The sequence below is a fragment of the Bacillus hominis genome (assembly GCF_030348325.1).
Taxonomy (GTDB): Bacteria; Bacillota; Bacilli; order Bacillales; family Bacillaceae_G; genus Bacillus_A; species Bacillus_A hominis.
Genome location: NZ_JAUCFS010000005.1, coordinates 3,650,692 through 3,664,936, shown reverse-complemented (window position 1 = coordinate 3,664,936; position 14,245 = coordinate 3,650,692). Strand labels below are relative to the sequence as shown.

General features: G+C 35.4%; 16 protein-coding genes and 2 riboswitches. Of the genes, 7 read left to right on the top strand and 9 right to left on the bottom strand.

Annotated elements, in window-relative coordinates; all coding sequences use genetic code 11:
* Nucleotides 1-86 precede the first annotated feature (86 nt).
* Together ptsH and ptsP are read left to right on the top strand one after the other, a co-directional pair.
* Nucleotides 87-350, top strand: a complete 264-nt coding sequence (gene ptsH / locus QUF93_RS21435; RefSeq protein ID WP_002033915.1) for a phosphocarrier protein HPr — start codon at nucleotides 87-89, stop codon at nucleotides 348-350.
* Entirely contained in the window at nucleotides 350-2,062 is a 1,713-nt protein-coding gene (gene ptsP, locus QUF93_RS21430) for a phosphoenolpyruvate--protein phosphotransferase (protein ID WP_289360123.1), read from the top strand. Before ptsH ends, ptsP begins: the two co-directional genes overlap by 1 nt.
* 95 nt (nucleotides 2,063-2,157) lie before the next feature.
* Here the strand turns inward: ptsP and QUF93_RS21425 are convergent, their stop codons facing one another.
* From QUF93_RS21425 to QUF93_RS21415, 3 genes are all read right to left on the bottom strand, one after another.
* Nucleotides 2,158-2,523 carry a DUF3915 domain-containing protein gene (locus tag QUF93_RS21425; protein WP_002033917.1) on the bottom strand — a complete coding sequence of 122 codons (366 nt, stop codon included), beginning with the start codon at nucleotides 2,521-2,523 and terminating at the stop codon, nucleotides 2,158-2,160.
* A 196-nt stretch (nucleotides 2,524-2,719) separates the two neighbouring features.
* Nucleotides 2,720-2,938: a hypothetical protein gene (locus tag QUF93_RS21420; protein ID WP_002160628.1), complete on the bottom strand. Its 219-nt coding sequence runs from the start codon at nucleotides 2,936-2,938 to the stop codon at nucleotides 2,720-2,722.
* Nucleotides 2,939-3,174: 236 nt separating this feature from the next.
* The gene (locus QUF93_RS21415) at nucleotides 3,175-3,792 is read right to left on the bottom strand and encodes a nitroreductase family protein (RefSeq protein ID WP_289360121.1); all 618 of its coding nucleotides are present in this window, start codon (nucleotides 3,790-3,792) and stop codon (nucleotides 3,175-3,177) included.
* Nucleotides 3,793-4,122: 330 nt separating this feature from the next.
* Between QUF93_RS21415 and QUF93_RS21410 the strand changes: the two genes are divergently transcribed.
* The 4 genes from QUF93_RS21410 to QUF93_RS21395 all read left to right on the top strand — a co-directional run bounded on the left by QUF93_RS21410 (nucleotide 4,123) and on the right by QUF93_RS21395 (nucleotide 7,857).
* Nucleotides 4,123-5,415 (top strand): GGDEF domain-containing protein, encoded by a 1,293-nt coding sequence (locus QUF93_RS21410; protein WP_289360120.1) that lies wholly within the window; start codon nucleotides 4,123-4,125, stop codon nucleotides 5,413-5,415.
* Between the two features lie 90 nt (nucleotides 5,416-5,505).
* On the top strand, nucleotides 5,506-6,636 hold the full coding sequence (locus tag QUF93_RS21405; RefSeq protein WP_289360119.1) for a serine hydrolase domain-containing protein: 1,131 nt from the start codon (nucleotides 5,506-5,508) through the stop codon (nucleotides 6,634-6,636).
* A 4-nt stretch (nucleotides 6,637-6,640) separates the two neighbouring features.
* Nucleotides 6,641-7,519 carry an NAD(P)-dependent oxidoreductase gene (locus QUF93_RS21400; protein WP_289360118.1) on the top strand — a complete coding sequence of 293 codons (879 nt, stop codon included), beginning with the start codon at nucleotides 6,641-6,643 and terminating at the stop codon, nucleotides 7,517-7,519.
* Nucleotides 7,520-7,524: 5 nt separating this feature from the next.
* Nucleotides 7,525-7,857 carry a DUF3909 family protein gene (locus tag QUF93_RS21395; protein ID WP_002122159.1) on the top strand — a complete coding sequence of 111 codons (333 nt, stop codon included), beginning with the start codon at nucleotides 7,525-7,527 and terminating at the stop codon, nucleotides 7,855-7,857.
* A 211-nt stretch (nucleotides 7,858-8,068) separates the two neighbouring features.
* Here QUF93_RS21395 and QUF93_RS21390 read toward each other — a convergent pair whose 3' ends face one another.
* From QUF93_RS21390 to QUF93_RS21365, 6 genes are all read right to left on the bottom strand, one after another.
* Nucleotides 8,069-8,344, bottom strand: a complete 276-nt coding sequence (locus QUF93_RS21390; RefSeq protein WP_289360117.1) for a hypothetical protein — start codon at nucleotides 8,342-8,344, stop codon at nucleotides 8,069-8,071.
* A gap of 295 nt (nucleotides 8,345-8,639) precedes the next feature.
* The gene (locus QUF93_RS21385) at nucleotides 8,640-9,152 is read right to left on the bottom strand and encodes an acireductone dioxygenase (protein WP_002122154.1); all 513 of its coding nucleotides are present in this window, start codon (nucleotides 9,150-9,152) and stop codon (nucleotides 8,640-8,642) included.
* Nucleotides 9,130-9,768 (bottom strand): methylthioribulose 1-phosphate dehydratase, encoded by a 639-nt coding sequence (locus tag QUF93_RS21380; protein WP_289360116.1) that lies wholly within the window; start codon nucleotides 9,766-9,768, stop codon nucleotides 9,130-9,132. The genes QUF93_RS21385 and QUF93_RS21380 overlap by 23 nt, the downstream gene beginning before the upstream one ends.
* The gene (locus QUF93_RS21375; protein ID WP_289360115.1) at nucleotides 9,765-10,424 is read right to left on the bottom strand and encodes a 2-hydroxy-3-keto-5-methylthiopentenyl-1-phosphate phosphatase; all 660 of its coding nucleotides are present in this window, start codon (nucleotides 10,422-10,424) and stop codon (nucleotides 9,765-9,767) included. The genes QUF93_RS21380 and QUF93_RS21375 overlap by 4 nt, the downstream gene beginning before the upstream one ends.
* Nucleotides 10,421-11,665 (bottom strand): 2,3-diketo-5-methylthiopentyl-1-phosphate enolase, encoded by a 1,245-nt coding sequence (mtnW, locus tag QUF93_RS21370; protein WP_289360114.1) that lies wholly within the window; start codon nucleotides 11,663-11,665, stop codon nucleotides 10,421-10,423. The genes QUF93_RS21375 and mtnW overlap by 4 nt, the downstream gene beginning before the upstream one ends.
* A 64-nt stretch (nucleotides 11,666-11,729) precedes the next feature.
* Nucleotides 11,730-11,835: riboswitch (SAM riboswitch) on the bottom strand.
* Between the two features lie 52 nt (nucleotides 11,836-11,887).
* On the bottom strand, nucleotides 11,888-13,078 hold the full coding sequence (locus tag QUF93_RS21365; RefSeq protein WP_098989258.1) for a pyridoxal phosphate-dependent aminotransferase: 1,191 nt from the start codon (nucleotides 13,076-13,078) through the stop codon (nucleotides 11,888-11,890).
* A 14-nt stretch (nucleotides 13,079-13,092) separates the two neighbouring features.
* On the opposite strand from QUF93_RS21365, the gene QUF93_RS21360 reads away from it, so the two are divergent.
* Nucleotides 13,093-13,956 carry a carbon-nitrogen family hydrolase gene (locus QUF93_RS21360; RefSeq protein WP_289361007.1) on the top strand — a complete coding sequence of 288 codons (864 nt, stop codon included), beginning with the start codon at nucleotides 13,093-13,095 and terminating at the stop codon, nucleotides 13,954-13,956.
* Nucleotides 13,957-14,027: 71 nt separating this feature from the next.
* Nucleotides 14,028-14,169, top strand: a riboswitch (SAM riboswitch).
* Nucleotides 14,170-14,245 lie beyond the last annotated feature (76 nt).

Genomic DNA, 14,245 nt, shown 5'->3' with positions numbered 1-14,245 from the left:
AACATCGCCTATTATATACAATAGATGATGTAGTACTCACGTCTATACAACTGAAAAAATACGTAATTTAAAGGAGATAAATTATCATGGAAAAAATCTTTAAAGTAACTAGCGACTCAGGAATTCATGCTCGTCCAGCAACTCTACTTGTAAACACTGCAAGCAAATTCGGTTCTGACATTAACTTAGAGTATAACGGAAAAAACGTTAACTTAAAATCAATCATGGGTGTTATGTCTTTAGGAATTCAACAAGGCGCGGAAATTAAGGTCACTGCAAATGGTGATGATGCAGCTCAAGCACTAGCAGCTATCGAAGAAACTATGAAAAACGAAGGATTAGGAGAATAATGACTCTTAACATCCAAGGGATTGCTGCATCAAGTGGGATTGCTATTGCGAAGGCTTTCAGACTTGAAAATCCTGAATTTAACATTGAAAAGAAATCGATTACAAACGAAGCTGCTGAAATTGCACGCTTAGACGCTGCGCTTGAGAAAGCAAAATCTGAACTAGAAGCTATTAAGGACCACGCTTTTGCTGAGCTAGGTGCTGATAAAGCTGCTATCTTTGAAGCACATTTATTAGTATTAAATGATCCGGAATTAGTAAATCCAGTAAAAGATAAAGTAAATAGCGAAAAAGTAAATGCTGAATTTGCAATGGATGAAGTTGCATCAATGTTTATTTCTATGTTTGAAAACATGGATAACGAATACATGAAAGAACGTGCTGCGGATATTCGCGACGTAACAAAACGTGTTCTTGCACATTTACTAGGAATTAACTTCTCAAACCCTGGTACAATTTCGGAAGAAGTAATCATCATTGCTGAAGATTTAACACCATCTGATACAGCTCAGTTAAACCGTAAGTATGCAAAAGGTTTCACAACTGATATCGGTGGACGTACATCTCACTCTGCAATTATGGCTCGTTCTATGGAAATTCCAGCTGTTGTTGGTACGAAGGTTGTTATGGAAAAAATTCAAAACGGCGATATCGTAATCATTGACGGTTTAGATGGAGAAGTAATTGTAAACCCATCTCAAGAAACTCTTCGTGCTTTTGAGGAAAAGAAAGCGAAATTTGAAGAGCAAAAAGCTGTATGGGCAAAATTAAAAGATCAAGCTACTGTAACAAGTGATGGACATCATGTTGAGCTTGTTGCTAATATCGGAACACCAAATGATGTACAAGGTATTATCGATAATGGCGGAGAAGGCGTTGGTTTATACCGTACAGAATTCTTATACATGGGCCGTGACAATCTTCCAACAGAAGAAGAGCAGTTCGAAGCGTATAAAGCAGTTCTTGAAGGTGTAAAAGAAGGTCAACCTGTCGTTGTTCGTACACTTGACATCGGTGGAGATAAAGAGCTTCCATACTTACATTTACCAAAAGAAATGAACCCATTCTTAGGATACCGTGCAATTCGCTTATGTCTTGATGAGCAAGATGTGTTCCGTACACAACTTCGTGCATTACTTCGTGCTAGCGTATACGGTAACTTAAAAATTATGTTCCCGATGATTGCAACTCTTGATGAGTTCCGTCAAGCGAAAGCAATCTTATTAGAAGAGAAAGAAAGACTTGTAGAAGCGGGTACAACTGTTTCTGATTCTATTGAAGTGGGGATGATGGTTGAAATTCCAGCTTCAGCAGTATTAGCAGATCAATTCGCAAAAGAAGTTGATTTCTTCTCTATCGGAACAAATGACTTAATCCAATACACGATGGCTGCAGACCGTATGAACGAACAAGTAGCTTACTTATACCAACCATATAACCCATCTATTTTACGTCTTGTAAAAATGGTTATCGATGCTGCTCATAAAGAGGGCAAATGGGCTGGTATGTGTGGTGAGATGGCAGGAGATTCACTTGCTATCCCATTATTATTAGGATTAGGTTTAGATGAGTTCAGTATGAGTGCAACATCAATTCTTCCTGCAAGAACACAACTAAGCAAGTTGTCAAAAGCAGAAATGGAAACATTGGCAGAAAAAGCGTTAACAATGTCAACTGCTGAAGAAGTTGTTGAATTAGTTAAAAGCATATAATAGTAAAAAACCTGAGTCGATTTGAAATCGGTCTCAGGTTTTTTTTATGAAAAAAGTAAATCTTATTTTGCGGCTATTGAGGATAAAGAACAGAATTAGATAGCGATTGCAACGATATCAGTTGGGCAAACACGTAAAATGCCAGTAAAAGTATTTCGATTTTGATTGTTCTTATCGTCTTTATCGTTATCTTTGTCGTCTTTGTTATTACGAGCTAAAGCAGAGAAAAGAGCAACGCCGTTAGCGAAACCTTCAAAAATTACATTGTTGAATGTTCCGTTACCTCTAATGCTTAAAAGAGAAAGCTCTGTTCCAACTGAAATGCTAGCAAGTACGTTACATACAGCTGTTTGTTGTGGTTTTACCTCTTTCTCTTTCTCGCGATGGTCGCGATGGTCACACTCTCTTTCACGATGATGACAGTCTCTAAAGTTATCACAGCATCCAAATGATCCAAACATAATCCTCATCACCCCCTTCACACTTATAATCTATGTAAGTTTGGCATTCGGTGACTGGACAGATAATGGAAATTTTTCTAGGGGATTTTCTCATTTTAAATGACTAGATGGGTGTTTAGTATGGAATGATGTTTAAAATAGGGGAAATATCACAAAAAAATGTAAAGACCACCGAAATGAATGAAATAGGTAGCCTTTACACTTTTTTGCTTTTATATAAAACGATGATATATACAGGAAGAGCTAAGAGTAGTGGTGCAATGGATCGTACAGTATGTTTTTCTGCTTCTAATTGTAACGCTTCTTCTTTTGGGAATTGTAACACTGATATGTTTGCAGCATCGCCAATAAAATATAGCAGCAGTACAGTTACTATGTAACTTAAAAGTGCGATAAAGCTTCCGTATGAACTCAATGAAAATCCCTCTCTTGTTATCTATTTGTTATCATTGTATCACAATTGTAACAAAAATACACGGTTATATTTCGATGCTTTAACAAAATTCGACACAAAACGCCATATTTGTTTATGGGGATAGCATGAAAATTACGATTTCTCTATGTATAGATGTCGAATAATACATTGTAATATTACGGATGTGTGACAGAATATAAAAAAACGAAGGTAATGAAATTACCTTCGTTTTTTTATTATTTCGCCCATTCACTCACTTGTTCTACGCTCATGCGCGGTGCAGGGTGACCTTTTAAAGTTGATTCACCAATTGTAATAAGCATAATTGGTACGTAACGCGATGAAACATTAAATTCTTCCATTAGTGCTTGTGGGTTGAAACCACCAATTGCGCAAGTATCCCAACCAGTTGCTTTAGCAGCAAGCATAAGTTGCATTGCTGCTAAAGCAGCATTTGAAAAGGCAGCATCTCGTGGGTATTGTTCACGAGTATATGCAGATTCAATATTTTTAGCTAAGCGTTCTTTCGCTTCTTCTTTCATAAATCCTTGTTCTACAATTGGACCGTAAACAGGTTCAACATTTTTATATGCTTCTAAATCACCTAAAATAGCGACTACGGCAGAAGCATCAAGAATTTGTTGTTGGTTATAAGCAATTGGCTGTAATCGTTTTTGTACGTCTTCGCCTTGGAAAACAAGGAATTTCCAGTGTTGCAAGTTCCAAGCAGAAGGTGCTTGAGCAGCTGCTTTTAAAATTTCGTGTAATTCTGTAGATGAAATTTCTTTTTCAGGGTTGAATGCACGTGTAGATGTACGTTCATATAAAACGTTAAAAAAGTCACTGTTTGTCATTATATATCCTCCAAATTACATATCAACTTAATTTAAAATACATTTAATATATTATACTTACATTTTGTAAGTTATTGAATTTAAGAATATAATAACTTTATTTTAATTGTCAAGTTTTAAGTGATAAGGAGGGCATTCATACAAACGATACAATTCATATAATCATACACTAAAAAAGGAATTTCTAGAGTAGATAAGCGAAGATAACATTCTCAATTAGCTTGTTAATATGTATCCCTTACTAATCGGATTTTTTTGAGAACAATCTTTTATAAAATGATTGTGAGGAATTCAGTAAAACAAGATATATGAAGTGAGTGAAGACTAGTGATGAACATACTACATTTTTTATTAGAGAATACTGTTTTCCAAAATGTATTACAAGATCTTCAGTTGAATGTCCTTTATATAGAAGATGGATGTACACATCAACAAACGATAGAAAATGTCCATCCAAAATGTATGTTTATAGCAAATAGTTTTGAAGAAGGAGAAATATTGTTTCATAGAACTAGACCGCATATTGTAATTATGTATGTAACAGATTTTGCTCAAATAAAATATATAAAGAATATATATGATTCACGGAGTACATTCATTATCATTTGGGATCAACAGATAAACAATGAGTTTGCAGATTTACTAATGTTAGGAATACGTAATATTGTTATAGCACCAGTAACCCCACAAGTGGTACTAGAGGAAGTGAATAAGAGTTTATATCAGCTTTCTTTAGTGCGACAAGTAAGTTTACAACAGGAATTACTTCAAACGATGTTTGATTTTCAAAATGATTTATTATTTATAGTAGAAGATGATGAGATTGTTGATTGTAATACAAATTTTTTAGAGTTTTTCGGATATGATAATTTATTTATGTATCGCGAACAACATTTAGTATTTGCAGAACATCTTATAAGAGAGACAGGGTATTATTCGACGACTCACGATATAACATGGTTGGATGATACTTTATCAAATGGAAGAAGAATTAAGATGCACAATTATGAAGGGGAAGCTTCTACCTTTTTATTACGTGCGACACCATTGCCAGAAGACTTATCGCGATTTATAGTAAAATGCACAGAGATTACAGAATTAGATGAAATCTATCAAGAGCAAGAAAGACTGGCTATGATAGATTCATTGACAGAAATATATAATCGTTTGAGATTCCAGCAAGTATTGGAGAAAGAGTGGGAGAATGTAATACGTAATGATGAAAAAATAGCACTTATTTTGTTTGATATAGATAATTTTAAATCAGTAAATGACACATATGGTCATGATTTTGGTGATTTAGCATTAGTACAACTTGCAGATCTTATGAAAGCTAAAGTTGAACATCAACATATATTTGCAAGGTGGGGAGGAGAAGAATTTATAATATTAGTGACAGATACGGTAGAAAAAGAAGCGTTTCAAGTTGCGGAATCGTTAAGGTTTTTTATTGAAACAAAGCAGTTTTCTGGAATTTCGAAATTAACAGCGAGTTTTGGAGTTGCTTTATATGAGCAAGGAATTACTAAAGAAGAATTAATGCAAAGAGCGGATATTGCATTATATGAAGCAAAAAAAAATGGAAAAAATCAAGTGTGTATATATAGAAAGGAAAAAATGTGATTTTTCGCAACAAATTGTTGCGATTTTTTTTTATTGCCTGATAATAGAATATGGGGACCATTTTTCACGAAGTAATTATGGAGGAACAATATGAAGAAAAAAATAATGATTATGGCTTCACTGTCTGCTATAGTTTGCGGCGGAGTATACTATTTTCTCGATAGTCCCGATCCAAAGGAACAAGCAGTATTAACAACAAAGGTAACTCCTGCTATTGAGTCAGAGGTACAGGATAATATAGAAGAAGTAGAAAAAATTGATTATGCTAGTATATCTCAAAAGTTAGATCAGTATTTAGTAGGAAAGCAATTTAATGGGACAGTTTTGGTGACAGATAAAGAGCATGTTATATTGAATAAAGGATATGGATATGCTGATGTTCAAAATAAAATAGAAAATACACCTCAAACAAAATATCGTATCGGTTCTATTACGAAAACAGTTGTTGCTACATCCATTTTACAGTTACAAGAACAAGGGAAGTTAAATATCCAAGATAATGTAAATAAATACATTCCTTCATTTCCAGCAGATAAAAACATCACGTTATATCACTTATTAACGCATACATCTGGTTTACCGGAAAATGGGAAGGGAAAGGTTAATGTAGCTTCACGTATAAATTTAATAAATTGGATTGGAAGTCAAAAGTTGGATTTTCCACCAGGAACAGGTTGGAAGTATACGGATTATAATTATATGGTGCTCGCTTATATTATAGAAAATATAACGAAAAAGCCTTTAGGAGATTATATAAAAGAAAATATATTTACAAAGGCAGAGATGCATGAATCAGGTATGGGAAATATGGTGCCTGGAGATAAAAACTTCACGAAGGGTTATGTGAAGAAAGATCAAGAACTTGTACCAGCGCAAAAATTAGGGATGGACTGGTTATATGGCTCTGGTGAGATGTATACGACAGTAGGAGATATGAAGAAATTAGATGAAGCGATTATAAATGGAAAGCTTCTTTCTGAACAAAGTATACAAGCGATGTTTACACCTTCACAAGAAAGAAAATATGCATTTAGCTTTTACATATATCCTGATTTTTTCCATAACCATGGTGTACTATCTGGTTGGAATACGTTTAATAATTTCAATAAAGAAAAAGGAACGTTTGTTATTTTATTCTCAAATGTGAAGAATGGTTTGGATGATGATTTTAATAAGGAATTTCGGAAGATGGTAAATGATTTATTAGAACAAAGGGGATGAGAAGATGGAGAATAAAAATTTATCAATAGGTTTCATTGGTATTGGTGTGATGGGAAAAAGTATGGTTAACCATTTAATGCAAAGTGGTTATAAAGTATATGTATATAATAGAACGAAGGAAAAAGCGGATTCTTTAGTACAAGAGGGTGCGACTTGGTGTGATACACCGAAAGCGTTAGTAAAGCAAGTTGATGTTGTTATGACGATGGTTGGTTATCCTCACGATGTAGAAGAAGTGTACTTTGGGATAAATGGAATTTTAGAACATGCAAATGAAGGTACGATTGCAATTGACTTTACAACATCTACACCAACATTGGCAAAACGTATTAATGAATTTGCGAAAAGCAAGAATATATATACATTAGATGCACCTGTATCTGGAGGAGATGTCGGGGCTAAAGAAGCTAGACTAGCAATTATGGTCGGTGGAGAGAACAGAATATATGATATTTGTTTACCTCTATTTGAAAGACTAGGAACAAATATTCAGTTGCAAGGCCCTGCTGGGAGTGGACAACATACAAAAATGTGCAATCAAATTGCAATTGCTTCTAACATGATAGGAGTATGTGAAGCGGTAGCGTATGCGAAGAAGGCTGGACTTAATGCAGATAAAGTATTAGAGAGTATTTCGACAGGTGCAGCAGGTAGCTGGTCATTAAGTAATTTAGCTCCTCGAATGTTAAAAGGAGATTTTGAACCTGGTTTTTATGTAAAGCATTTTATGAAAGATATGAAGATTGCTTTAGATGAAGCTGAAAAATTACAATTACCAGTACCAGGTTTAACCTTAGCGAAGGAATTGTATGAAGAGCTAATCGCAGATGGAAAAGAGAATAGCGGAACACAAGTATTATACAAAAAGTATATAAGGGGGTAAATGAGATGGATCTCCAAAAGTTTGACGAGATGATTGATGCTGTACAGCGAGCAACTTGTGTACAGATTAATGATAAGCAAAAAGAAGCTTTTAAACAAAAATATGATTTTGGACCAGATTTTGAATATGGAAGAGATGAGAAAGGACATTATGTTATCCGAACCTCGAAAAAGATGTTAGAGGAAATGGAGTTTTATTTAGCGTTGAAATATGATCGGGATGGAATTGCCCTTTATATGCATGCTGAGATTGAAGGGACATGTCATGTATCCGTTAGCTATAGTGAAGATGCACTTCATTTGCAAGAATTGTTTCAATTTCTAGAAGAAAATAAATAAAAAGTCCTCATTTGAGGACTTTTATTTATTTAGGCAGGCATAATATTTAAGTTGGATAATTTATCTCGCATTAACGGGCAGTAAAACTCCCACCTCAAAATTCAGCTGGAGCAGAGAAGTTAGGTGGGAGTCGGGCTGCCCGTAAACGCCCGATTGGTGAAGGCTAATAATCAGTGGGGATGAACAAAACCCCACTGATTAAAGTTTCACTTTATAGGCTGGAAGCCTGGCGGCACCGTTCAATTGGGAATGGAATAATTTGTGCAGTGTGATTAGGACCAAACTGTTTCGCTCGAGCATGGCGTATTATATAAAATGCGCACAGAATAGCAACAGGAATAGCACCATATAAACCAAAAAATAAAGCGCTTACACATGATGCAGCAAAACCTAAAACACCAACTTCTAATTCTTCCATAATAGCTCCTAAAATGACAGGAATAGCTCCGCATGTAACTCCTAGTATAAGTGCGATAAGTAAACTCATGATTATCCCCCTCTGTTTGCAATATTCTTTTCCTTCTTATTAGTTGTAGTATATCATACATAAAACAGAATTTTCAGAAAAAGTTCAAAAAAAGTTCAATAAATGTTCAAAAAGTGTTGAAAAATCGAAGAGGGTAATTCTCCTTTAAAAAGGAAGCGAAGAAGTTTTTGAGTAAATAAAAAATCAGACTTATTTCAGAAAATGAAATAAGTCTGTTCCATAGGAGGATGTATATATGTAGAGTGAATAAAAGATTGGAAAAGGGGTTCCAATTTCTTTTATTCAACTAGCTACCTTAATAAATTGGAATCCAACCTTCTGTTGTAACAAAAATACGAATAGCTACAACTTGACGATCATCTTGTAAGGTAAAATAATGTCTTGCATTTTCAGGTACAGATATAAGATCACCAGGTTCAAGTTCAACGTCAAAGAATCGCCCATCTTTTCCTTCAATAGCGAAGATGCCATGACCGCTGACAATAAAGCGAACTTCATCGTCAGTATGATGGTGTTCTTTTTGGAAATTAATTAATAACTCGTCAAGGTTAGGTGTGCTATTTGAAAGTGAAATCACATCATATGCTTTATAACCTCTGCGCTCTGAAACGTCAGCAATTTCTTTTGAAAACAACGTTAATATATCAGCTTTGTTTTCATCTGTTAAGGAATAATTTTCTGTTAAATGAGTAGGAAGCTTAGAAATGTTCCATTTCTCATATAAAACGCCTTCTTCCTGTAGAAATTTTGATACTTCCACCTCATTTTCAATGCGAGTATTTACTTCATGAATACGAATTTGCGCCATTAGAAACGCCTCCTTGAATTGATAATAGTTTTATATGAAATTGGAATAAAAACTCATAAGCTTCTAATCTCTTCTTTGCATCAAAGCTATCTCGGCCCCATACGGTAATGCCATGGTTTCGAATTAATACTGCCCCCGAATCTCCTTTTATATGTTTTCGGAAGTTCTCTCCAAGCGTTGGGATATGAGCATGGTTTTCGATAATGGGAATGTTAATCGTTGCACCTTCGTCCCAAATATCAAGAGCTTTAATAATTTCTTGATTTTGAAGGGTAACGTTATCACTATACAAATTTGTGATGACATTGTTATCAGTTGTATGAACATGAAGTACGCACCCGGCATTCGTATTGTTATAAATATGTGAATGCAATATTGTTTCTGCTGAAGGACGTAATTCAGTCTCTAAAACGGGAACTCCTAGATGATCTACTAATAAAAAATCATCTGGAGTAGTTTTTGTCTTATCTTTACCGCTTGCTGTAATAAGAAAAGTAAGTGGCTCATGACTAACTTTTATAGAAATATTGCCACTTGTTGCTGGAAACCAATTCCGTGTTGTTAATTCTTTTTTTATCTCGCTTAAGTCATACCATTGACGAAAAAGTTGCTTCATAATTTCACCTCCAACAAATGTTTTAATTCAGCTTGAACATCATGAAATGTTTCAAAGGGTGTATAAGCAATATGATTTTCTTCACACTTTGTAATAAGGAAGTCGCGAGCGAAAACTTTATTTGCTTGTTTTGCAGCTTGTAAATCAGTAATAGAATCTCCAATCACAATATGAAAATCATTTGTATCACTTAATTTACGGATTAAAGATGATTTGCATAATCCACAATGATTTTGGCAGTGATGATCACAAGGGTGAGGCCACTTAACTGTAATGTATTCGTTTGAAAAGTCTGTTTCATTACAGTAAATTTGCTCTTTTGGAAGGATCCCTTGTAAGAGTGGATAGACGAAGAAATCCATCCCACCTGATATAACGTAAAAAGAAATATTATTTTCATTTACAAATTGTATAAATTCATGAAAGCCAGTACGGATTTCGGCAGTTTCTTTTAAAAATTGAATAATATCAACATGCAAATTAGTAGGTAGCAATTGAAATAATTGAGAAACACCTTCTTGAATAGAAAGCTCTTGTGATAAAATTCTTTGCTTTACTTCCTCTGCTTCTGGTGGTGCGAATTTTTCCATAATGGACATAATGTTATCGTTATTTGTAATCGTACCATCGAAATCACAAAACACTTGAATACTCATAATTTCACCCCATGTGAGGGATTTCCCCATATTTGTAGTGCGCGATGCAAATTTATTTCATCTACTTCATGGAGTGGTTTTCCTTGCAAAGTAGCTTCAATTGCAGCACGGAATGCTTTGCCACCGCCCTGCGCCCCATTCGGATGCCCATGAATCCCACCACCGGCATTAATAACAACATCTTTACCGAAATCTCGCAAGATAAAGGGAACGAAACCAGGGTGAATACCAGCAGATGGAACAGAAAAACTTTTCTTGAAAAATGCATCGTCTTCAGTTAAATATTTTGAGATGGTAAGAGCCTCTTCTTTTTCTAACGCAACGCTGCCATATGGAGACGGGAATAAAGAAAAATCAGCACCAGCATAACGTAGTAGCTTTCCAAGTAATAGTGGAGACGAGACACCATATAACTTGGATGCTGAATAAGCACCACTTACAGCAGGGTGTGCCATGATAGGAACTGGGATTTCATCATCTTCTGCAAGTGATTGTAATACATCTAGTCCATAAGCAAATGCGTTAAATAATAGAATATCAGCCCCAGCTTGCACTGCGCGTTTCGCATTTTCTTTTAAGTCGAAAGTTCGTCCTGTTAAATTTACGGCATATAACGTTTTATGACCGTATGTTTCATATACGGATTGTAGAACTTCTTTGCCAGAAACAATTCGCTTCGTAAGTGGTGTTAATGCATTCTCAAATAAAATTTCATCATCTTTTACGATATCCACGCCACCAATCGCTTGATCGCGTAATTGCGTTTTTAAATACCCAATGTTTCGTCCAATCATTCCTTTAAAAATGCTCATTAAAAGGGGGCGGTCATACACTTGTAAAAAGTTTCGAATACCATCTACACCAAACTTCGGACCAGGAAAATGCTTTTTTAACTCATCTGAAAAGGTTAAATCAATTAATTTTACTTCACCATCAAGTGATAGCTTTCCAAATGTAGTTGTTAAAATTGCTGGTAAATCTGGACTGAAATTTAATAATGGGTATTCGATTTTAATAATCCCGCGTTTAACTTTTTTACGTAGATACGAATTGATATGTTCTTGCTCATCTAATTCCTCAATATGAATGACATTGCCTTTATGTTGTTTTAATTGTTCTTGCAATAAGTGTGGCAAATGAGTCCAAGAGCCAATTGTTAAACCGAGTGCAATTTGCTCAGCTTTTTTTTCTAAGTTATGTGAATCGTCATGGATTAAATACGTCGCTATAATTCCGCTCATTGTTATAACCTCCTAGTTAAATAAAAAAACCTCTCAGCTAAGGAGAGGTTTTTTTACAACCAGCTCCTTATCTGTCAGCGTAATGCTGCGAGAATTAGCACCGTGTCTACGATTGTAGATCGGTTGCCGGGTTTCGTCGGGCTCGTCCCTCCACCTGCTCTTGATAAGAAGTATTTAGAAATGTTTAAATTTTTAAGATAACTGAATTTTGTCAGATATTTTTTATGTTGTCAACGATTTTTTGAAAAAATTTAATTTATCAATTCGATGAATAGCTTCTCTTAATCGTTCTTCTGTATGCAAGAGACCAACACGGACGTACCCTTCGCCGTGCTCACCAAATCCAATACCAGGAGCAACTGCAACGTGTGCTTTTTCTAGTAAAATATCAGAAAATTGCTCAGATGTATATCCTTCTGGTACAGGAAGCCATGCGAAGAATGACCCTGTTGGAATATCTACATTCCAACCAATTGAGTGACAAGCTGAAATAAGAGCATTTCTCCTAGATTCGTAACTATTTACAAGATCTGTTACACAAGACTGTGAACTTAATAGCGCTTCGCGGGCTGCGTCTTGAACTGCACCAAAAATACTAACATACATATGATCTTGCAATAGGTTAATTGTTTCGATGACACTTTCATTCCCGACTGCAAAAGCAATACGCCACCCAGCCATATTGAAAGTTTTTGATAATGTGTAAATTTCAATTCCTGTATCTTTGGCCCCATCTGCTTGCAAGAAACTAACGGGTTTTTGACCATCAAATCCGATAGCACCGTAAGCAAAATCATGAACAACTAATATATTATGTTTATTAGCAAAATGAATGGTTTCATCAAAAAAATCTTTTGATGCAGTAGCGCCAGTAGGATTGTTTGGATAGTTTAAAAACATTAACTTTGCGTGCTCGGCGATAGAGTCATCAATCTTCGTATAATCCGGTAAAAAGTTATTTTCTGCAATAAGCGGCATTGTTTCAAATTTTGCTTTTGCTAAAGCAACCCCGGATAAATAATCTGGATAGCCTGGATCTGGAACGAGAATAGTATCACCAGGGTTTGTAAAACAAATTGGCAATTCTACTAATCCAGCTTTTCCACCAAACAAAATAGCAACTTCAGTTTCGGGATTTACTACTACATCATATTCACGTTGATAGAATGTTGCCACGGCTTCTTTTAAACTTTCATGTCCGCGAAATGGCGGATATTTATGATGAATGGTCTTTTCGGCAGCATCTTGTAAAGCTTTTACGATATGCTGCGGTGTTGGTTGATCTGGATTACCTTGACCTAGATTAATAACATCGTGACCAGCTGCAACGACTTTGTTAACTTTTGCAACAAGTGAAGCAAAAAATTGTGTTGGCAATGATGTTACTATCTCAGAAGGTTGAAATAATTTCATACTTTCCACCTCTTTTGAAAGTTGTTACAATTCTAGTGACAAATGATATAATCTTTCCAGTATTTTGTAAAGAAAAAAATAAGAATGGGGCTGACAAAATGAAAGTCGCATGTATTCAAATGGATATTGTCTTTGGAGATGTAGAAAAAAATATTGAGAACGCTAAAAATAAAATTAGTGAAGCGATGAAGGAAAGACCAGATGTTATCGTCTTACCAGAACTATGGACAACAGGATATGATTTAACGAGACTTTCTGAAATTGCAGATAGGAATGGATTAGAAACGAAAGAAAAGTTGAAAGAATGGTCGAAGCAATATGGTGTACATATTGTTGGTGGTTCCATAGCAAAGCAAACAGAGCAAGGTGTTACCAATACAATGTATGTTGTAAACAAGGAAGGAGAGCTAGTCAATGAATATAGTAAAGTGCATTTATTTCAGCTGATGGATGAACATAAATATTTAGTAGCGGGTAATGAGACAGGTGAATTTAAGCTAGATGATGTAGAGTGTGCTGGCACAATTTGTTATGATATTCGCTTTCCGGAGTGGATGCGTGTTCATACTGCTAAAGGTGCAAAAGTTTTATTTGTTGTAGCAGAATGGCCATTAGTTCGTCTAGCACATTGGCGCTTGCTTCTGCAGGCGAGAGCAGTTGAAAATCAGTGTTATGTTGTTGCCTGTAATAGGGCAGGGAAGGACCCAAATAATGAATTTGCAGGTCATTCTTTAATTGTCGATCCTTGGGGTGAAATGGTGGTAGAGGCAAATGAAGAGGAATCCATTTTGTTTGGCGAACTTAAATTCGAGAAAATTCAAGAGGTTCGTAAAGGGATTCCAGTTTTTGCAGATCGTCGTCCAGAATTATACAAATAAAATATTGACAAGTGATTTTTATTCTTGGTATAGTCTTCAACATAAAGTTAAAAATTCAAAAAATTATACAACTCTTATCAAGAGCAGGTGGAGGGATTTGGCCCGATGAAGCCCAGCAACCGACCGTAATACCATTGTGAAATGGGGCGTGTATTTACGCCAAAAGGCACGGTGCTAATTCCAGCAGAAAGTATACTTTCTGGCAGATAAGAGGGGAGAAGATTAACTTCAAACCTCTTTCTTTGTGGAAAGAGGTTTTTCTGCGTCAGAAAAACCTCTGAATTAAAAA

What these genes read in the sequence shown, in the direction of transcription:
- QUF93_RS21405 (WP_289360119.1), top strand. Translation starts at nt 5,506, where the DNA reads ATGAAGAAAAAAATAATGATTATGGCTTCACTGTCTGCTATAGTTTGC.
- QUF93_RS21415 (WP_289360121.1), bottom strand. Translation starts at nt 3,792, where the DNA reads ATGACAAACAGTGACTTTTTTAACGTTTTATATGAACGTACATCTACA.
- mtnW (WP_289360114.1), bottom strand. Translation starts at nt 11,665, where the DNA reads ATGAGCGGAATTATAGCGACGTATTTAATCCATGACGATTCACATAAC.
- QUF93_RS21365 (WP_098989258.1), bottom strand. Translation starts at nt 13,078, where the DNA reads ATGAAATTATTTCAACCTTCTGAGATAGTAACATCATTGCCAACACAA.
- QUF93_RS21380 (WP_289360116.1), bottom strand. Translation starts at nt 9,768, where the DNA reads ATGAAGCAACTTTTTCGTCAATGGTATGACTTAAGCGAGATAAAAAAA.
- QUF93_RS21425 (WP_002033917.1), bottom strand. Translation starts at nt 2,523, where the DNA reads ATGTTTGGATCATTTGGATGCTGTGATAACTTTAGAGACTGTCATCAT.
- QUF93_RS21395 (WP_002122159.1), top strand. Translation starts at nt 7,525, where the DNA reads ATGGATCTCCAAAAGTTTGACGAGATGATTGATGCTGTACAGCGAGCA.
- ptsH (WP_002033915.1), top strand. Translation starts at nt 87, where the DNA reads ATGGAAAAAATCTTTAAAGTAACTAGCGACTCAGGAATTCATGCTCGT.
- QUF93_RS21390 (WP_289360117.1), bottom strand. Translation starts at nt 8,344, where the DNA reads ATGAGTTTACTTATCGCACTTATACTAGGAGTTACATGCGGAGCTATT.
- QUF93_RS21410 (WP_289360120.1), top strand. Translation starts at nt 4,123, where the DNA reads ATGAACATACTACATTTTTTATTAGAGAATACTGTTTTCCAAAATGTA.
- QUF93_RS21375 (WP_289360115.1), bottom strand. Translation starts at nt 10,424, where the DNA reads ATGAGTATTCAAGTGTTTTGTGATTTCGATGGTACGATTACAAATAAC.
- QUF93_RS21400 (WP_289360118.1), top strand. Translation starts at nt 6,641, where the DNA reads ATGGAGAATAAAAATTTATCAATAGGTTTCATTGGTATTGGTGTGATG.
- QUF93_RS21385 (WP_002122154.1), bottom strand. Translation starts at nt 9,152, where the DNA reads ATGGCGCAAATTCGTATTCATGAAGTAAATACTCGCATTGAAAATGAG.
- ptsP (WP_289360123.1), top strand. Translation starts at nt 350, where the DNA reads ATGACTCTTAACATCCAAGGGATTGCTGCATCAAGTGGGATTGCTATT.